Source organism: Pseudoalteromonas sp. P1-9, from assembly GCF_001399975.1.
GTDB lineage: Bacteria > Pseudomonadota > Gammaproteobacteria > Enterobacterales > Alteromonadaceae > Pseudoalteromonas.
On record NZ_LKBD01000002.1, the window covers coordinates 146,448 to 166,816 of the forward strand.

Annotated in this window: 16 protein-coding genes; 8 read left to right on the top strand and 8 right to left on the bottom strand. The window is 41.2% G+C overall.

Features of this window, described 5'->3' with window-relative positions; all coding sequences use genetic code 11:
* Nucleotide 1 precedes the first annotated feature (1 nt).
* Nucleotides 2-643, bottom strand: coding sequence for an MbnP family protein (locus AN214_RS01990; RefSeq protein WP_054978191.1), 642 nt, complete (start codon nucleotides 641-643; stop codon nucleotides 2-4).
* Nucleotides 644-740: 97 nt separating this feature from the next.
* Between AN214_RS01990 and AN214_RS01995 the strand changes: the two genes are divergently transcribed.
* Nucleotides 741-3,464: a choice-of-anchor B family protein gene (locus tag AN214_RS01995; protein WP_054978192.1), complete on the top strand. Its 2,724-nt coding sequence runs from the start codon at nucleotides 741-743 to the stop codon at nucleotides 3,462-3,464.
* 53 nt (nucleotides 3,465-3,517) lie between these two features.
* Here the strand turns inward: AN214_RS01995 and AN214_RS02000 are convergent, their stop codons facing one another.
* The 3 genes from AN214_RS02000 to AN214_RS02010 form a co-directional block, all read right to left on the bottom strand.
* Nucleotides 3,518-6,628, bottom strand: coding sequence for an efflux RND transporter permease subunit (locus AN214_RS02000; protein WP_054978193.1), 3,111 nt, complete (start codon nucleotides 6,626-6,628; stop codon nucleotides 3,518-3,520).
* A 9-nt stretch (nucleotides 6,629-6,637) separates the two neighbouring features.
* A complete protein-coding gene (locus AN214_RS02005) occupies nucleotides 6,638-7,867 on the bottom strand; it encodes an efflux RND transporter periplasmic adaptor subunit (protein WP_054978194.1) in 1,230 nt (409 codons plus the stop codon).
* A 68-nt stretch (nucleotides 7,868-7,935) separates the two neighbouring features.
* Nucleotides 7,936-8,217, bottom strand: coding sequence for a hypothetical protein (locus AN214_RS02010; RefSeq protein ID WP_152960695.1), 282 nt, complete (start codon nucleotides 8,215-8,217; stop codon nucleotides 7,936-7,938).
* A gap of 325 nt (nucleotides 8,218-8,542) precedes the next feature.
* On the opposite strand from AN214_RS02010, the gene AN214_RS02015 reads away from it, so the two are divergent.
* The 3 genes from AN214_RS02015 to AN214_RS02025 all read left to right on the top strand — a co-directional run bounded on the left by AN214_RS02015 (nucleotide 8,543) and on the right by AN214_RS02025 (nucleotide 11,908).
* Nucleotides 8,543-9,430, top strand: a complete 888-nt coding sequence (locus AN214_RS02015) for a DMT family transporter (RefSeq protein ID WP_054978196.1) — start codon at nucleotides 8,543-8,545, stop codon at nucleotides 9,428-9,430.
* A gap of 256 nt (nucleotides 9,431-9,686) precedes the next feature.
* Entirely contained in the window at nucleotides 9,687-11,270 is a 1,584-nt protein-coding gene (locus tag AN214_RS02020; protein ID WP_161805652.1) for a GGDEF domain-containing protein, read from the top strand.
* A complete protein-coding gene (locus AN214_RS02025) occupies nucleotides 11,240-11,908 on the top strand; it encodes an EAL domain-containing protein (protein WP_054978198.1) in 669 nt (222 codons plus the stop codon). The genes AN214_RS02020 and AN214_RS02025 overlap by 31 nt, the downstream gene beginning before the upstream one ends.
* On the opposite strand, the gene AN214_RS02030 is transcribed toward AN214_RS02025, so the two are convergent.
* Nucleotides 11,905-12,393, bottom strand: coding sequence for a DUF4442 domain-containing protein (locus AN214_RS02030; RefSeq protein WP_054978199.1), 489 nt, complete (start codon nucleotides 12,391-12,393; stop codon nucleotides 11,905-11,907). The two genes, AN214_RS02025 and AN214_RS02030, sit on opposite strands and share 4 nt — an antisense overlap.
* 142 nt (nucleotides 12,394-12,535) lie before the next feature.
* On the opposite strand from AN214_RS02030, the gene AN214_RS02035 reads away from it, so the two are divergent.
* The gene (locus AN214_RS02035; RefSeq protein WP_054978200.1) at nucleotides 12,536-12,880 is read left to right on the top strand and encodes a HopJ type III effector protein; all 345 of its coding nucleotides are present in this window, start codon (nucleotides 12,536-12,538) and stop codon (nucleotides 12,878-12,880) included.
* 103 nt (nucleotides 12,881-12,983) lie between these two features.
* Nucleotides 12,984-13,544 (top strand): hypothetical protein, encoded by a 561-nt coding sequence (locus AN214_RS02040; RefSeq protein ID WP_054978201.1) that lies wholly within the window; start codon nucleotides 12,984-12,986, stop codon nucleotides 13,542-13,544.
* Nucleotides 13,545-13,648: 104 nt separating this feature from the next.
* Here the strand turns inward: AN214_RS02040 and ssb are convergent, their stop codons facing one another.
* Both ssb and AN214_RS02050 read right to left on the bottom strand, forming a co-directional pair.
* The gene (ssb, locus tag AN214_RS02045) at nucleotides 13,649-14,323 is read right to left on the bottom strand and encodes a single-stranded DNA-binding protein (protein WP_054978202.1); all 675 of its coding nucleotides are present in this window, start codon (nucleotides 14,321-14,323) and stop codon (nucleotides 13,649-13,651) included.
* Between the two features lie 16 nt (nucleotides 14,324-14,339).
* Nucleotides 14,340-15,728, bottom strand: a complete 1,389-nt coding sequence (locus tag AN214_RS02050; protein ID WP_054978203.1) for an MFS transporter — start codon at nucleotides 15,726-15,728, stop codon at nucleotides 14,340-14,342.
* 330 nt (nucleotides 15,729-16,058) lie between these two features.
* Between AN214_RS02050 and uvrA the strand changes: the two genes are divergently transcribed.
* Nucleotides 16,059-18,878 (top strand): excinuclease ABC subunit UvrA, encoded by a 2,820-nt coding sequence (gene uvrA, locus AN214_RS02055; RefSeq protein WP_054978204.1) that lies wholly within the window; start codon nucleotides 16,059-16,061, stop codon nucleotides 18,876-18,878.
* Between the two features lie 35 nt (nucleotides 18,879-18,913).
* Entirely contained in the window at nucleotides 18,914-19,909 is a 996-nt protein-coding gene (locus AN214_RS02060; protein ID WP_054978205.1) for a hypothetical protein, read from the top strand.
* Here the strand turns inward: AN214_RS02060 and AN214_RS02065 are convergent.
* Nucleotides 19,906-20,301 (bottom strand): thioesterase family protein, encoded by a 396-nt coding sequence (locus AN214_RS02065; RefSeq protein ID WP_054978206.1) that lies wholly within the window; start codon nucleotides 20,299-20,301, stop codon nucleotides 19,906-19,908. The two genes, AN214_RS02060 and AN214_RS02065, sit on opposite strands and share 4 nt — an antisense overlap.
* Nucleotides 20,302-20,369: the final 68 nt, after the last annotated feature.

The following is a 20,369-nucleotide window of genomic DNA, read 5'->3' on the forward strand; positions in this document are numbered from 1 at the left end:
ATTATTCCTGATAAAATATCTTAGTTGTTAAATTGCTAAACAACTGCTGACAAATCTCGTTCGCTTGTTCACTCATACAAGATCGAGAACGATCTACCTCAGAAAACAAACGGTCTAAGTCTAAAACAATCGGTTTATTCACATCGAATTGAGCTAATTCAAACTGATAACGGTTTGGAAAAGCACAAGGTGTTGATGGTGCGCGTAAACGCGATGCGCTTTTACAGCCGGTACTGCCTAAATGGAAAGCAAAGCCATTGTCGCCATCAAAGCGGAAAAACTTATGGCCTAACTGCCAACTCCAAAACATTTCACTAATGTTAAGTGGTGATGCCGCAGTAAGTGGATTAAGGTGATTTTCATTAAACGGAACCGCCATCTCAAATGATAGCTTTTTTCCTTCTAAATCACCTGCCATAAGCTCAACTTGCCAACTGCTTTTCTCACAATTTGCACCAATTAAGGCAACGCTGTTTGATGAAAAATGACTGGGCTTAATTGAGATTGCCGTCTTTGATGCAAATTCTGAGACAAACCACATAAGCGTTTGCCGCTCATCACATGTGCGTTGAACGCCATGTTGTTTTACAACAAATTCAATTTTAGTGGTCGATGGCTCTTTGCATGCAAACAAAAAGCTCATTAACAAAAGTATACAAAATGACCTAAGCAAGGTGGTTTACTCTCTTCATTGATTAGTTACACTGTAATTAATACAGGAACAGGATTCTAACAAAGTTATGATGACTCAGAAACTTACACTGCTAACACTCGCTTTGGCAAGTGGCATTACCAGCCTAAACGCGATCGCACATACAGAACATGATAAGGCGCGTTATGTAACCGAAAACGGAATTGATAAAGGCGACTGCAACAACCCCGTCAGGCCATGTAAATCCATCGCCTACGCAGTATCGCAAGCAAGTAAAGGTGACAAAGTATTGGTTGCCAGCGGTCAATACGAGTTAAAAAATGAATCTGAGCTATTTTATTTACAAAGCGAGTTAGTACCCGTGTTAGGCGGCTTTAACCGCTTTGACCACTTTCAAGTACAAAACCCTAATCGCAACAAAACACAAATTGTTGGTGCACCAATAGCCTTGCATGACATGCTGCAAAAGGCTGGCTTTAATGTCATTGCAGATACTAAAAGCTTAACAATTTCAAAACAGCTAAAACAAAAACTAGCGCGTCATCAAGCGCTTTTTGAGCAGCAAAGTAGCACAACATGTGAAAATGGCCGTGCTGGTTCGTATTCCTGTAACAATGTAGATTTAGTTGCCCACGTACCATTGCCAGCAAATACCTCAGGCAATGATATTTGGGGGCATGTTGATTTAAATAGTGGTATTGAATACGCCATTATGGGATTTTCTGATGGTATCCGCGTATACAATTTGGCAGATCCGACTAATCCAACATTAGTTGGACGTGTCGCAGGTGCTAATACCACATGGCGTGACATTAAAGTGCTGCAATACTACGATGAATCGTTAAACGCCTACCAAGCGTACGCCTATGTAACAGCTGAAGCAAACACTGGCGTGCAGATAATTAACCTAAATAATTTACCCACATCGGTATCGCTCTCTGGTACTAACTTCACAGTGAGTAGCGCGCATAATGTGTATGTCAGTAATGTTGATTACAGTTTAAATCTACCGCTCAACGGCCAATCTGCAAAAATGCAAATCGTTGGTTCAAACAAATATGGCGGCTCGTTTACTACCTATGACTTAACAACGCCCAGTAATCCCAGCAAAAGCTTTGATATTGGCTCAACATCACGGGCTAACTACACTCATGACGCCACCAGCATGTCGATAAACGACACCCGTGCTACGCGAGATTGCGTTAATGCCACTAGCGGTGTGTGTGATGTATTTATAGATTTTAACGAGAATGAAATTCGCATTTGGGATGCAACCCAATCTGCCAATACAGAACGTTTAGGCCAAGTTGGCTATGATGATGTTGATAGCAGCAGCCAGTATGTTCATTCAGGTTGGTGGCACGAGAACAAACGCTACGTGTATGTGCATGATGAGTTTGATGAGAATAAAGGCGGTTTAAATACCACTGTACGCATTCTAGGTTTAGCCGATTTAACACAGCCAACGATTGTTGGTAAATGGACCAGTAATAACCGCACCATCGACCACAACGGCTTTGTTAAAGGCAACCGTTATTACATGTCTAATTACGAGCGCGGTTTAACTATTTTAGATATTAGTGACCCAATCAATCCGCAAGAAGTTGGTTACTTCGATACATTCCCAACATCAGATAATCCATCATTTAATGGTGCTTGGGGCGCTTATCCTTATTTACCGTCTGGCAATATTTTAATCAGCGACATTAATAGCGGCTTGTACGTATTAAAAGATAACACTCGTGATAATAACGTTAATGTAGCGTTTGAAAACACCGAATTAATTGCTGAGCGCAGTGATGAACTGCGCCTTGTCGTCACTAAGCCATCCGCAGTTAGCGATGAAGCTAGTGTTGAATTTGAAATCATCAATGGTAGCGCATTACTTGATAGTGATATGAACCTACGAAATAGCTCTCAAACATTAACTTGGGCAGCCAACGATACAACACCTAAAGTAATTGGCATGGCGCTTACAGATAACGGTGAAACATCGCTTAAAGATTTTTATATTCGCTTACACAACGCATCAGGCAACCTTGAAATCGGTGATAACCGAATTATGAAAGTCACCATTAATGGCCTTGCCAGCCAAGGCAAAGTTGGTTTTGTTCAAACAAGCCGCACCTTCTCTGAAAAAACAGGTGATGTAAATATTGAATTAAGCCGCATGGGTGGCAGCCGCGGCCAAATTACCTTTGACTACCAAGTTGAATACCTAACAGCGAGCAGTAACGATATTTCTTTTGAGAATGGCACTGTAACTTGGGCTGAAGGCGACACTGCCAATAAAACCATTGCATTCAGCATTACGGACGATCAAGAAATTGAAGGTGCTGAACGCTTTATTATCAAGCTCACTAATAATGATGACAGCCTGTTAAGCAATCAGCAGATTGAAATTACCATTTCAGATGACGATAGCAATAGCGCGCCTGAGGTGTACGCCGGTAACGATATAGAGTTGGCAACAAATGCATCAACAGTGTTAAATGCCGCAACTGCGAGCGATGATCGCACAGAGCAACTGAATTATCAGTGGCAATTTGTCTCAGGTGTTGCAATTAATATCACTAATGCAGATAGCTTAACGCCCAGCGTTTCAGCTAGCAGCGAAGCGGGTACTGCTGTCATTTCATTTACAGCAACCGATGAACATGGCGCGAGCAGCAGTGATGAGTTAATCATTACCGTTGTTGCACCAGTTATTCCAGTAGGCCCACCGGTACCAGAAGAATCAAGCTCATCCAGTGGTAGTTTACCTATTTACTTATTACTACTAATGTCACTGTTAGCAATTCGTAGAAGGTAAAAAGTTAGGCCTGATTATCTTTGAAAAAAAGCGCCTTTTGGCGCTTTTTTGCTTTATGCTTGGGTGCGTTCATTGCGATATAACAAGTAATACGCACAAGGTAATACCAGCATACTAACCAGTGGGCTTATCACCATACCGCCAAGCATTGGCGCTGCAATTTTTTGCATCACCTCACTGCCCGTGCCGCCACCCAACATAATCGGTGTTAAACCAATTACGATAGTCAGTACCGTCATCGCTTTAGGGCGAACGCGCTGTACCGACCCCTGTTTAACCGCAGTTAAAATATCCTGATGTTGCTTTAACGCCTGATTGAGGTAAATCAGCATCACGACACCAAATTCAGCCGCAACCCCCGCAAGGGCAATCATACCTACCGCAACCGCAACGGATAACTGATAATCCAGCAAATAAACAAACCATAATGACCCCGCCAGTGCCACGGGCAGTGTTAACATCACTAACGTTGCCTGCAGTGATGAATTGAATGCGAGGTAGAGAATGATGAAAATAATCGCCAAGGTAATTGGGATCAGCAATTCCAATTTACTGGTAACTCGTTCCATATACTCGTACTGGCCAGAAAAACGGATGCTGTGCTTAGCAGGCAGCACTAACTCACTATCCAGTGCCGCTTTGGCAGCCGCAATATAATCACCAATAACCGTATCTGGCGCTAAATCGACAAATGTCCACGCAATAAAACGACCATTTTCGCTTTTAATCATCGCTGGGCCATCTTTAATTTCAATATCAGCAACCTGTTCTAGCGTGACCCATGCACCCGTTGGTGATAAAAACGGTAATGTTTTTAGCTCTTCAATTTGGTCACGATAGCGGCGTGGGTAGCGCAAGTTAATTGGAAAGCGCTCTTTGCCTTGCACCGACTGGCCAATATTGGCGCCACCTAACGCATGCCTAACTAGATTTTGAATATCAGCAATATTTAAACCATATTTGGCTGCGTCTTTGCGCCTTGGTGATATATCAATATATCGCCCTGACTGCGCACGTTCGGCATACGCCGATAGCGTACCAGGTACATTCGCTAAAATACGCTCCACATCACGGCCTATTTGCTCAATTTGCGCTAAATCATCGCCCGAGATTTGAATGCCAACTGGAGTTTTAACACCGGTCGACAACATATCAATACGGGTTTTAATCGGTTGCACCCAGGCATTGGCAAGTCCCGGAAAATTCACACTCGCTTGCAACTCAGCAATAATGGTTTCAAGGGTGACTCCTTCGCGCCACTCGCTCTTTGCTTTTAACTGAATGGTGGTTTCAAGCATGGTGAGCGGCGCAGGATCGGTTGCGGTTTCTGCGCGGCCTACTTTACCAAATACGCTAAGTACCTCGGGCTGAGTTTTAATTAAGCGGTCGGTTTGTTGTAGTATTTCACCCGCTTCCGCAATGGAAACTCCCGGCAGCGTGGTTGGCATGTAGAGTAAGTCTCCCTCTTCTAGTTCAGGCATAAACTCACTGCCTAATTTAGAAAGCGGGTAATAACTCGATGCCGCAATCACAATAGCAACCAACAGCGTAAATTTAGGTACTTTTAAGCACAGGTCTAAAATCGGGCGATAAATTGCTACCAACGCGCGAGTGAGATAGTTATTTTGCTCATTTGGAATATTACCACGTACTAAATACCCCATTAACACAGGCACTAAGGTCACGCTTAACAGTGCTGCAGCCGCCATTACAAAAGTTTTGGTGTAAGCCAACGGGCTAAATAATTTACCTTCTTGAGCTTCAAAGGCAAACACCGGCATAAAGCTCACCGTAATTAAAATTAGCGAGAAGAAAAGCGCAGGCCCTACTTCCACAGCAGCTTTACTTACCAATAGCCAATGCGCTTTTCCCTTAGCGTTTTCGCCCGTTTCAGCGCGATAATGCTCAAGGTGTTTATGGCAGTTTTCCACCATAACAATGGCTGCATCAACTAAAGCGCCAATCGCAATCGCAATACCACCCAAACTCATAATATTGGCATTAATGCCCATTAAGCGCATTAGTATAAAGCCCGCTAATACCGCTAACGGTAAACAAATCACAGCCACTAGCGTTGACCGTGCATGCATTAAAAAGACTAAGCACACCAAGGCAACCACGATCATTTCTTCAATCAGTTTTGACTGTAAATTTTCAACCGAACGTTCAATTAAGTTTGAGCGGTCGTAAACCGTTACAATCTCAACCCCTTGCGGTAGGCTCGGGGTAATTTGGGCAATTTTAGCTTTTACATTGGCAATGGTTGTCAGTGCATTTTCGCCATCTCGCATCACCACGATGCCACCAACCACTTCTCCTTCACCATTTAATTCAGCAATACCTCGGCGCATCTGTGGGCCTAAACGAATAGTTGCAACATGTTCAAGTAATAATGGGCTTCCATCATCGTTAATAATGCCAAGTGGAATGGCTTTAAATGCAGCTAAATCGGTTAAAAAGCCGCGACTGCGCACCATGTATTCAGCTTCTGCCATTTCAAGTACCGAGCCACCGACCTCGCTGTTAGCGTTTTCTATCGCTGACTTAACTTGTGTAAGCGTTATGCCGTACTGCATTAACCTTAGCGGTTCCACAACCACTTGATAGCTTTGCACCATGCCGCCAACGGTAGCTATTTCACTCACTCCTGTCACTGACTGCAATTCATACTTTAAAAACCAGTCTTGCAAAGTACGCAGCTGGGCTAAATTTTGCCGACCTGTTTTGTCAATTAAGGCATATTGATAAACCCAACCAACCCCTGACGCATCGGGTCCTAAAGTTGGTTTGGCATCACTTGGTAAATTAGCGGTAACTTGGTTTAGGTATTCAAGCACCCGCGAGCGTGCCCAATACAAGTCGGTATCGTCTTCAAAAATAATGTACACGTAAGAGTCACCAAAAAAGCTAAAACCTCGCACTGTTTTTGCTTTTGGTACCGCCATTAAACTGGTTGATAACGGATACGTTACTTGCTCTTCAACTACTTCAGGTGCTTGTCCCGGAAAGCTCGTTTTAACAATAACCTGCACATCCGATAAATCAGGAATGGCATCAAGCGGTGTTTGTTTTACTGAATAAACACCAAGAATCGCTAGCATGGCAGCTAATAACAGCACCAATACTTTGTACTTTAAACTAGTTTGAATAATCCACTGCAACATAACCGCCTCCTAGTGTTGATGCGACTGCATTGCTTTAGCTGGTTTGCCATCCTGGCTCATTTTCAAAATAGCTGAGCGAATGTTCGATTCGCTATCTATTAAGAATTGGCCAGAAGTTACCACTTGCTCACCTTGCGCTAGCCCTTGCATAATTTCAGCGCGGCCTTGGGTGATCATGCCCACCATCACTTCGCGAGAGACAAAGGTGCCATCGTGTTGCTCTACAACTACTCGATTCTGCTTGCCAGTGCGAATTAGCGCTTCAACGGGAATATTAAGTACATCTTCTTTGGGGCCACCATAAATACGTACATTCGCTAGCATATCTGGCTTAAATGAACCGCTTTCATTATTTAAAGACAACCTAACCTTTAATGTACGGGTTTTAGGATCAAGCGCTGGATAGATATATTCAATCTTACCTTCAATGGCGTACACACCAATCGCTGGTAGGTCAAACTCAACCCACTTACCATTTTCCACCCAATCAATTTGATGCTCAAACACATCGGCTAACACCCACACCTGTGAAAGATCCGCCAAAGTCATTAGCTTTACGGCTGGCTGCACATACATTCCCTCACGTATGCCAAGATCAGAAACTATCGCATTATGTGGTGCGTAGTAAGGCACGCGAAACAGTGACTCTTTAGTTTTCTCAACTTGTTCGATTAGTTTTTCAGACATACCTAATAAACGTAAACGTGTGCGACCACGTTCTTTTAGGGCTTTATTCGTTGGGTTTGTTTTAAGCAGGGATAAATAATCGTCTTGGGCAACAATTAACTCAGGTGCATAAATTTCATAAAGTAACTCACCTTTTTTTACGCGCGCGCCCAAAGTTTTAACTTGTAGGTTTTCAACCCAGCCCGTTGCTCTTGGGTGAATATGGGTTAGGCCATTTTCGTCATACTCAACCTTGCCGAAGGTTTCAATAAAACGCCATAAAGTAGAACGCTCAACGGGTGCTTTGGTTAACGCCATGCTCTGCTGAGTATGCCCTGATACTGAAATCGCCACTTCTTCACTACTTTCAGGTGCTGAAAGCTCCACTAAGTCCATACCACAAATAGGGCATTTTCCTGGGTGGTCTTTAACAATATGGCTGTGCATTGGACAGACAAACTTGGTGTTTTTGGCAGGTGGTTGTGTCAATTCATTTACCAGATTAGGCGATGACACGTTTGCAAAACTCAGGCTTGCAAAAAGCGTTAAGCAAATAATTAATAAATTTTTCATAGATTTAGTTCTCAATTCAAATAAATAAGGTGTATTTGACGTTGGCAAATACGGCTTAAAATATTGAATTAAGCTATTGGCGGTATAATGCTAACTTGCAGTGGTGTTGGGTAGTTTGAAAGCCCAATGGTGAGATACGCGAGCTCTTTTGCTATTGGCTCTAAGAAAGCCAATGCCGAAAAGACACAGCATGAGGTATGGTATTTTGCGCTGCAATCATTACAGGTTTCGCAATCATGCTTAGCCATTTCTTGCTGCATTTGACTGTCATCACAACAACTGTGATTTGAACTTTCCATGCTTTTTTCTACTTGATGCATTTCAGCGCACGACATTTCTTCCCCTTGCATGCTGTTCGCCGCAAATGGATTTAGAAAAATACTGAAAATAAGCATTAAATACAAAATTCGCATAACGTAAAAAGTATACGTGATTGTATAAAACTTAGCTAGCCCCAAGGCGAGCACCTGTTGTTACTTAAACTTCGTTTTATAACGCAAATCAGTAGGTCCTAGATACTAAAGATCAATACCAAAACAATGCGCTCGAAATTAAAATACCGCTTTTAACATATTAATAACCATATAGATCAGCATATTTAACTAACATAGCCATCTAGATATTATAAAATATACATACACTCATTTTCATCTTTGCAATTAAATTAAACGACTAATGGTAAAAAACCAAAAACATGCAATTCTGTACGCCTTATCAGCGGTCTTTTTATGGTCGACGGTAGCTACTGCTTTTAAACTCGCATTGATGCAACTTACACCACTTCAGTTGGTGTTTTATGCCTCTGCATTTAGTTGGTTGTTTTTAGCCATATTTTTACTTGTAAATGGTGATTATAAACATGTAAAAACGGCGTTTTTAACTAAACCTTTACTGTATTTAAAATTAGGCATACTTAATCCATTTTTGTATTACCTCATTCTGTTTAAAGCTTATGATTTACTACCCGCACAACAAGCGCAGGCACTCAATTACACATGGGCGATTGCATTGAGTTTGCTTGCAGTACCAATGCTCGGGCAACGCCTACGAAAAGTTGATATTACCGCATTGCTTTTTGCCTATTTAGGTGTGCTGATTATTAGTACAAAAGGGCAATTCACTGAGCTTAATTTTGAAAGCCCGCTAGGTGTAGGGCTTGCTTTATTATCAACGTTACTTTGGGCGCTGTATTGGATTTTTAGTACCAAAAACACTGACAAACCAGTAATTAGCTTATTTATTTGTTTTTCTATTGGTTTACCGTTTATTGCCTTCGTACTGACTTGGCAAAACGCTTGGCAAATTCCGACAGGTAAAGCGTGGCTTGCCGCAGCATATGTTGGATTATTTGAAATGGGTATTACGTTTGTGCTGTGGTTAATGGCAATGAAAAAAGCTGAAAACACGGCGAGTGTAAGTAACTTAATTTTTATTTCACCGTTTTTATCACTTATCTTTATCTACACCTTGCTGGGAGAAGCAATTCATTCCACCACGATTATAGGTTTAGGTTTTATAGTGTGTGGTTTGGCACTACAAAAGTTAGTAAAAGCCAAACGCTAACGGGTTGAACCGCCAAAATTGCGCTACAGTTAGCGTTATCTGTATTACTTGATTGATTTAAAACAGGGCTTTCATGCCTATTGTTGATATACTATAAAACCCTAAAAGGTTTAAATTGCTAACAAGGCAATGGAACATTTTTCATTAATGTATGTACGATTTTTCTGAAATAAAACATTTTTACAGCTCTTTTCTTGGCCGCCTCTTTATCATTATTGTCGCACTAATTTTTGTTTTAGCAACAACGCTTGTCGCTATGCATTATCAAAATCATTTGGCCAAAGTCGATGAGAAAATAAAAGCACACTCAGAATTCATTATGGATTCTTCAGTTACTCAGCTAGAACAGCATTTAGTCGTGTTTACTATGGCTGAAAGATTTCTATCAGAACTAAAGCAACCTTACAGCCAGCAAGCGCTGGCACAAATAAGCCGAGAAACGTTCGCCAACTTTCCTCGCTATTTGAATATAAGTTACTTCAAACTTACCAATAATCAGCAGCTAACGGCGCTACATACAACCCGAAAAATCTCTGATAAACCTGCAACAAATTTATCTGAACTTGGCATTAAGCAGGTTATTCAAAGTAATAAATTGCTGTTTAGTATTCCGTATTACGAAGCTAACGATGGCTCACTGCGCATGGCGATTAGCTATTTATCGCAGTTAAGCAATGCTCAACCTCCGCTTTTGATGGTAGCTGAGATAAATTTAAACTCACAATATAATCCGTGGCGATACAATATTTTAGATAAAGGTATGGAGATATTGGTAACGCAAAAGCCAAGCATTAAAGATCAGTATTGGAGCCTTTACCACACAGCACCACAATCATTACATGGTGATCTTAGTAATGCCTACAACCAGCCTATGCCACCTGCATTTGTTGCCTACGTGAATAAAAGCATTAAAAAAGCCACTGGCCGTACAGTAGATAAGTACTTGCAAAGTGATGGCGTTGCTATTTATACCAACCGCACTCAGGGTATTGCCAATGTAAGAGTCGGCATATCATACAATACGCATTTTAATACTTTTATTGCGGTTAGAGTGCCGTTAAAAACTATCTACAACGAAGTAAGCAACTTTGCCAGTTGGATTGGCGCGTTTGGTTTGCTTACTATTGTTGCCACTTTTTTTATTACGCGACACTTGTATCGACTTGATCTTGGCTACAAAAACAAACTCTATCAACAAGCCAACTTCGACAAACTCACCAAACTGGCGAACCGCTATTTCTTTGATAACACATTAGTTAATGAACAAATTCATAATCAAGGTCGCTACACCCTTTTGTGCATCGATCTAGACAACTTTAAACTTATTAATGACCGATTTGGTCGCCACACCGGCGACAAAACCTTACAACTGATTGCCGAACGTATTGCGCAATCTTGCCCATCAAACGCTTTGCCTGTACGCACCGGTGGTGATGAATTTTTTGTTATTTTACAAACGGTTGACCGCAGTATAAGTAGTTCGTTAGCACGCAATATTTTAAACGCTATTGAGCAATCAATGATGCTCGATAATTTACAGCTTTCAATAACCGCAAGTATCGGCATTTACCATGCTGATGAACATATTGATCCTCAAACCGCTGAAATTTATGCTGAAATAGCCATGTTCGAAGCTAAGAAGCTAAAAAATCGTTACTGTTTTTTTGATAAAGGCTTGGCGGAGCAATTACATCAACGCGTAGACATTGAAACTGAACTAAAACATGCGATTGAAAATAAAGAGCTTTATTTAACCTATAGCCGCAAATTTGCTCTGCGCACGGCTCAGTTAAGGGTGTTGAAGTTCTGTTGCGCTGGCACAATAGAAAGCTCGGCTTAATTGCACCAGATAAATTTATTCCAATCGCCGAGGAAACAGGGTTAATTGCAAATATCGGAGAGTTTGTTATTCAACAAGCGCTTTACGATTATGCGCAGCATTTGAAATACACTGAAATCAGTTTATCAATAAATGTATCGGCGTATCAGCTCATGTACACACCGCTATTTGATATTCTTAAGCATCATGTCGAGCATTACCAAATCTCACCAAGTCGCATGATTTTAGAAGTAACCGAATCTATTTTTATTGAAGATAAAGGTGCGGTGCAGGGCTTGTTTGAAAAGCTAATGAGTTATGGCTTTTTAATTTCACTTGATGATTTTGGTACGGGCTATTCATCGCTTTCTCAAATGCGTGACTACCCGATTCACGAGTTAAAAATCGACCGCAGTTTTATCACCCATATCCATGAAAAAGAACAAGATGCGGCACTATTGCATCAGATTGTTTCCATTGCCAAATGCCACGATATTGTCACCGTAGCAGAAGGCATTGAAGTTACAGCACAACATGAAATAGTGCGCACCCTAGGCATAGATATAGAACAAGGCTATTTGTATGCCAAACCGTTAGAAATCGATGCGCTAAAAGCGTATTTAGCTGCTAACACACTAACCCAAAAGGCCTGCTGTTAACGACGCTTTTTCGGCACCCAAGCCCAACGCATTTCGCAATGTATTGGGCTATTACCACTTTCATCAGATAGTACTACAGGCACAATTAAGTCCCCTTTTTCATCACTATTGATTGCTGTGATCACTTCAGATGATAGCTGCGCTGTTGCCGTGATATCACCTTGCATGCGCTTATTGTATTCTAACGTCATTGATTTCAGTAACGGTAAGTGACTATCAGGCACATTCATACCAAACACTATGCCCGACGCTGATTCAGCAGCTAATGCTGCACCAACCGCATGAATACCACCAATATGGTTTTGCACTCGTTTTTTATTTGCAAGTTTAACCACTACTTTGTCATTACTAATTGATAAAACCCGTAGTTTTGCAGTGCCCGCAAATTTAACCTGACTGGTAAATAACTTAGTCAGTAAAAATTCATGGGTCGACTTTGGCAGTTTATAGATTTTATTAACAAGCTTGCTTAATTTATTTGCCATACTATTTTTTCAACTTAACTGGTTTGACCACCTAGGTTACCGCAAGCAAACTCAAACAGCAAAATATCAAATAGCTAAATACTATTTCACTGACAATCCAATAAGTTGCATAGTGTGCTTTTAACTTTTTGACGTAAGTATTATGACCCTAGAAACGCTACTTGAACAACTAAAAACTTCCCCTGAAAGTGTTACTTTTCAACAAGTAATGACTGTGATTGAAAATCACTATAGCTATACACCTCAAACATTTACTAATGGCGAGCTGATAAATAACGCTGGTGAAAATGCGGGTAGCTGTAAAATTTTCAGCTTCGCAAAGCTTAACAACTTAAATGAAGAGCAAACTCTAAACTGCTTTGGCGATTACTACCGAGTTGATGTGTTACAACACCCAAATGGTGACGATCACCAAAATATTCGCAACTTTATAAAAACAGGTTGGGCGGGTGTGAACTTCAATAGTCTTGCATTAACTGCTTGCTAAACTTCTGATTGTAAAAAGAATGAACAAGACTTTGATTTCGCTTGGTGTGATTTAAAGTAATTTGTTAGTATCAAAAAACTTTTTACTCATGGCATGGATAAACATGAAAAAACTACTTTTAATCACTTTCATTTTATTGATCTCTGCGTGTTCACAAACACCAATCAATAACAGATACATCAATGCTAATTGGCAAGCTATTGCTATCGCACCTATTGAAGGTAAGCAAGCTGACGCTGTTGAGATGGAATTAGATAGAGTATTCGCTATCAGCGATAAAGTAATCGTTTATACACCAGATCACATTAGGCTTGAGCTGGATAAACGTAACTTAATAAAAGAATATAACGAATTCCCTCAAAAAGTGATGTTTGAACTTGCTAAAGAGCTTAAGGTTGATGGTGTTTTATTTGGTCAAATTAAAACGTCAAAAACCAAAAATCAGTTTACAGGTTTCCCGATTACTTCTCTTTACAGCAAACTTATCGCATTAGAAAATAAATCAGTTATCACTGCAACTCATCATGAAACTTCTGGTTTCATGGCATCTGATAACTCAAATATTTCAGAGCTAGTTGAATTAACTGTTAATGATCTAAATGAAGTATTAGACCAAATTAACCCATCGACTAAAAAGAGTTGGTTTGAGCAAGTATTTAACTAATTCCCGTTGAAAAAACATATAAAAAAACCCAGCGTTTTTGCTGGGCTTAATGATTTTTGATCTAGTTTACAAGTGTTTTTTTACACTTATTCTACTCACGGAAACTAGAACGGAATATCATCATCAAAATCAATTGGTGGTTCCATTGGGTTTGATGCGCCGCCTTGTGGTGCATTTTGCTTAGGTGCAAAGCCGCCTGATTGCTGCTGTGGTGCAAAACCACCAGATTGTTGCTGACCACCTTGCTGTGGTGCAAAACCGCCAGACTGTTGTGCTGGCGCAGATTGCTGCTGTGCAGGTTGCTGGTTAAAGCCACCTTGTTGCTGTTGACCACCTTGGTTAAAACCTTGTGATTGTTGTGATGCAAAACCTGATTGCTGTTGATTCTGCTGTTGGAAACCACCACCAGAATTGCTACCCGCGTTATCACCGCGGCCACCTAGCATTTGCATTTGACCGGTAAAGCCATCAACCACAATTTCAGTTGTATACTTTTCTTGGCCTTGCTGATCTTGCCACTTACGCGTTTGTAATTTACCTTCAACGTAAATTTGCGAACCTTTACGGCAATATTCACCAACCACTTCAGCTAACTTGCCAAAAAACACCACACGGTGCCATTCGGTTTTATCGACTAACTGACCCGTGTTTTTATCTTTATAACTGTCAGACGTTGCAAGTGTGATATTGGCAACTGCGTTACCGTTTGGCATATATCTCACTTCTGGATCCTGGCCTAAATTACCAACTAGGATCACTTTGTTAATACCACGAGCCATGGTCTGTCTCCTTTAATTAAACTATACCTGCAACCGCTTTCGCTTGTTGCAAATCGAATTCTGATTCTTTTACTTTTAAGTATGTACGATTTTCTTCAAGTACTACTGTTGTTTCTAATACACCCGGTAAATCAGCAAGGTCATTTGCTAACTTTTCGGCTGCTTTTTCAGGGTCAAAATTTTCTTTCTCCCCTTGTAATTCAGTGAGTAAGCTTATCAGCTTACTTTTTGGTGGTACTTCCATTCCCCACGCTATAGCAAACCATATTACCCCAACCAAGGTTGCTGCGGCAAATACTGTCTGAGCATCGCTTACTTGCGCGAAATACCCACCAATAATACCGCCTAAAAAGGCGCCTAAAAACTGGGTAGAACTAAATGCGCCCATTGCAGATCCCTTTTGGCCTGCAGGGGAAATGCGCGCAACCAATGCCGGCATTGTGGCTTCTAAAAAGTTAAACGCTATAAAATAAATAAGCATGCACACGCCAATAATAAGTGCGCTTGAGCCAAACAAACTTAAGCTCATTAAACTTGCAACAATCAGTGCGATTGATACTAAAAAGGCCATTTTTTCTTTTTGTTTTTTAATCGCAATAATCATCATTGGCACCATAAATACAAACGCCAATAATAAAACCGGAATATAAAGCTTCCAATGCATTTCTGCGGCTAACCCGTCTTTAATAAGTTCAGCCGGCAGCGCAACAAACACCGCAGTTAAAGTTAAGTGGAGTAACATCACACCTAAGTTTAAACGCACTAATTGCGGGTGCTTCACTAGGTTTTTAATATCGTTCAAAGAGGCGGATGTATCGCCTTTGGGTGCACGGTTTACCGCGGTTGGCACCACAGTTAACACAATAAAAATCCCCAACACAGCCAAACATGCCGTCAGCCAAAATATACCACTCACACCAAATGACGCAGCAATCATTGGCCCTAGCAACATGGCAGCAGCAAAGCTAAGGCCAATACACATACCAATAACAGCCATTACTTTAGGACGTTGCTCATCACGACTTAAGTCAGCCGCTAGCGCCAATACAGCGGCGGCAATTGCGCCCATTCCCTGTAATGCGCGACCAAGGGTTACGGTGTAAATTGATTCGGCCATAGCCGCTATCACCGAGCCAATCGCAAACATAATTAAGCCCGCTACAATCACCCGTTTACGACCAAATTTATCTGATAACCAACCCATAGGAATTTGTAAAAGCGCTTGTGTTAAGCCATATGCGCCTATCGCAATACCAATCCATAAAGGCGAAAACCCTTCTAATTCAGTACCGTAGATTGCAAGCACAGGCATAAGCATAAATAAGCCGAGCATGCGAAATGCAAATACGCATGCAAGCGACACCGCTGTGCGTTTTTCAAGAGCATTTAATGAAGAAGCTGACATTAACGAATTAGCAAATAATGATTAGAAAATTAAGGCGGCAAGTTTACCATAAACCTTATTAGTTATTCTAACCCGTATTTGGTTAAAAATGTTTATCGTTACACCTACTCAACTAATTCCGCTACTTAAGGTGATCCATGCAGGTAATTTCTGCTTAAATAAACTATTACCCATTTAAATTTGCGCCTACTAAGCTCTATTTAATACGCAATTTAGCCTTATAACATGATGAGCCATTTGGGGCATCGGTATAAGTTAGGGCTGTATATTTATACAATATAATGCAATACTAGGCGCAATATTGCTGTTCGCTAATGCTATAGGATAACAATGGAACATATCGAGGTTCGCGGCGCCCGCACGCACAACTTAAAAAATATCAACTTAACTATTCCACGCGATAAACTGATTGTTATCACTGGTTTATCTGGCTCAGGAAAATCATCGCTGGCATTTGATACGTTATATGCCGAAGGTCAGCGCCGTTATGTTGAGTCACTTTCTGCTTATGCGCGTCAATTTTTATCCTTAATGGAAAAACCAGATGTAGACCATATTGAAGGTTTATCGCCAGCCATTTCGATAGAACAGAAATCAACATCTCATAACCCACGCTCTACCGTAGGCACTATCACCGAAATTTATGATTACTTAAGGCTGCTTTTCGCCCGTGTTGGTGAACCTCGCTGCCCTACTCATGATTTACCACTTACCGCACAAACCATTAGTCAAATGGTCGATCAGGTACTTGAGCTGCCAGAAGGCACAAAAGTAATGTTGCTTGCCCCCGTAGTGAAAGAGCGTAAGGGTGAACATATCAAGTTACTTGAGAACTTAGCAGCACAAGGTTTTATTCGCGCGCGAATTGATGGCGAAGTATGTGATCTCTCAGATCCGCCAACGCTAGAGCTCCATAAAAAACACACAATTGAAGTGGTTGTAGACCGTATCAAGGTAAAAGATGGCCTACAACTTCGTTTAGCTGAATCGTTCGAACAAGCATTAGATCTGTCAAATGGCGTGGCACAAATCGCCTACATGGATGAGCCAGAAAAAGACGAAATTGTTTTCTCGGCGAATTTTGCTTGTCCGAGTTGTGGTTATGCCATGACCGAACTTGAACCGCGTTTATTCTCATTTAATAACCCTGCGGGTGCCTGTCAAAGCTGTGATGGTTTGGGTGTACGCCAGTATTTTGATCCAAGCCGTGTGGTACAAAATCCAGAGCTTAGCCTTGCTGGCGGTGCTATTCGCGGTTGGGATAAGCGTAGCTTTTACTATTTCCAAATGCTGCAAGCCGTTGCAAATCACTACGACTTTGATGTTGAAACACCGTTTGAACAACTACCAGCCGATGCGCAAAAAGTGGTACTAAATGGTTCGGGGCGTACTAAAATTGAATTTCAATATCGCAACGACCGTGGCGACGTTGTTGTACGGAATCACGTATTCGAAGGCGTGCTAAATAATATGGCACGCCGCTACAAAGAAACAGAATCTAATTCAGTACGTGAAGAGCTGGCCAAATACCAAACGAATCAAGACTGCCCTAGCTGTCATGGTTCACGTTTACGAGAAGAAGCACGTAACGTGTTTATTGGCACTACTAATTTACCTCTCGTAACACGCATGAGTATCGGTGAAGCACAGCATTTTTTCAGTGAATTAAGCTTTAGCGGACAAAAAGCAAAAATCGCCGAGAAAATCTTAAAAGAGATTAGTGATCGCTTATCGTTTTTAGTAAATGTTGGGCTTAATTACTTATCACTTGAGCGCAGCGCTGATACGTTATCGGGTGGTGAAGCACAGCGTATTCGCCTTGCCAGTCAAATTGGTGCTGGCCTTGTTGGTGTTATGTACGTTTTAGATGAACCCTCAATTGGTTTGCACCAAAGAGATAATGACAGATTACTCGCCACATTAACGCACTTACGTGATTTAGGTAACACAGTAATTGTGGTTGAGCACGATGAAGATGCAATACGTGCTGCGGATCATATTATTGATATTGGCCCAGGCGCTGGGGTGCATGGTGGGCAAGTTATTGCCGAAGGTACCCGTGACGACATTGTAAATTGTAAGGACTCAATTACTGGACAGTATTTAGCGGGCACTAAAGCAATTGAAATACCTGCGACTCGCCACCAGCCACAAGATAAATGGCTGGAGTTAAAAGGCGCAACAGGTAATAACTTAAAAAGTGTCGACCTATCAATTCCATTTGGTTTAATGACCTGTATTACGGGCGTTTCTGGCTCTGGTAAATCGACCTTAATCAACGACACCTTATTTAAAGTGGCTCATACTGAACTCAATGGCGCAACAACTGCCGAAGCTGCACCCTATAAATCCATTACCGGTATGGATTTATTCGACAAAGTCATCGATATTGACCAAAGCCCTATCGGACGTACTCCACGTTCGAACCCTGCTACCTATACAGGTATTTTCACTGCTATTCGTGAGTTATTTTCAGGCACGCAAGAAGCCCGTTCACGTGGTTACAAGCCTGGACGTTTTAGCTTTAACGTAAAAGGCGGGCGCTGTGAAGCGTGTCAGGGTGATGGTGTAATTAAAGTAGAAATGCACTTTTTACCTGATGTGTATGTACCTTGTGATGTGTGCCACGGTAAACGTTACAACCGTGAAACCTTAGAAGTACTATACAAAGGCAAAAATATTCATCAAGTGCTTGATATGACCGTGGAAGATGCGCGCGAATTTTTTGACAAAATTCCCGCTATTGCACGCAAGTTACAAACCTTAATGGACGTTGGCTTAAGTTATATTCGTCTAGGCCAAGCGGCAACAACGCTTTCTGGCGGTGAGGCGCAACGTGTTAAATTGGCCCGCGAACTATCTAAACGCGATACCGGTAAAACGTTATACATTCTGGATGAACCGACAACAGGTTTACACTTTGCTGATATTCAGCAATTACTTGTCGTTTTGCATCGCTTACGTGATCACGGCAATACCATTGTGGTTATCGAGCACAATCTCGATGTGATTAAAACTGCCGACTGGATTATTGATTTAGGCCCTGAAGGTGGTTCGGGCGGTGGTGAGATTTTAGTTTCGGGTACGCCTGAAGAAGTTGCACAACATCCTGTGTCTCATACTGGTCGCTACTTAAAACAAATGCTATAAGTTACTCTTACTTAATAAAAAAACAAAGTACCTAAATGGAATTAATTAGTCAAAAACTGCCAAAGTTAACATTAGTAAAATTAAAGCTAGTTAACTTTTGGCAGTCATTGTCGCTGCCAGAAAAACTCTATAGTTTATCATTTGCCTTGCTTGTGGTTTTTCAAGGCGATTACCAGCTTGCAGCGTTATTGACTTTAGTTGGCCTAATTATGGAATTTTGGCCGAGGTTTACCAAGGCTTGGGACACGTTGGCTGGCAAAGCGGTGATTTTACTGTTTTATGCAGTCATAACTAACTTTGCTTTAGCCTCGAGTGCGTCGTTAGTAAATGAAGTAACCGGTGTGTCTGCTACGCACTTTAATTATACCCATAACTTTGCCATTTTAATGGTACTGCCAAGCTGGCTGCTCGGCATTAGTGTATTCGCTTTATTTATTTACCAACTGTTTGTTCCTTTTTACTTATTTACTATTTTATTGGCAAAACCGTTTGGCATTAAAATTGTGCGCTTCTTTTCAAAAAGCAATCATCCTTTCTTTTCCAATGCGATGCGCTTTACTGTTTGTTTTACCGTACTTTTCCAGCTAACGTCACTGTGGTTAGGCGATCAACAGGAGATTGATAGAATCTTCCAAAGTATTGACCCAAACGTTACCACCACTGAAAAAGAGCAGGCTAAGTTTAACGAACAACAGGATAGGTTAACGCCATCTGATACACCTGAACTAGAAAAGCCAGAGAAAAAAACATTTAGCATTAGCTTTAATGATGATTCGGGCGCCACTGACGAACTAACAATACCGATAAACCAAGGCTACGAGTCAGTTATTCATCATCTAGTAGCGATGTTTGCATATCGCCAAGAAGCCGACAAATATTCACGCTGCAGTAAACCGAACAACACAAAAGCGGTTGAACTAAACGACCATGAGGTATTACTCATTAGCAAAGATAACAACGCACAGTATGGCTACCAATTTACCGTTACGGTGTGCGATTCACCTGCGAGCCATTTATTCAAAAATAATTAACTCGCCTTAAAATGTTCCATTAACTGTGCTTTCTCAGTATCGTTAAGTGCTACCGACGCTTTTTTATCAAAGTCATAGCGCACCATTGTGGCGTGACCTACTGCACAAAGTTCATTGTGCTGATACACTTCTTGGCAAATTACAAACGATGAATTGCCAATACGGATAATGCTGGAGTTTATGGTAATTTCCTGACCATAAAATAGCTCACCTTTAAATTCCACTTCGATTTTGGCAACAATAAGCTTCCAATTATTGCAATCTAAGTCTGGTGTAAAGAAACGAAAAAAAGGGGTACGCGCCGCTTCAAACCAAACCGGTAGCGCTGTATTATTGATATGTCCTAACGCATCTGTTTCGCTAAAACGCGGCATAAGTGTTTCACTAAACATAGTAAATGAGCTTTATAAACTAAATATGTGCTCACTATAGTTATGTTTATTAATAATTAAAATAATAA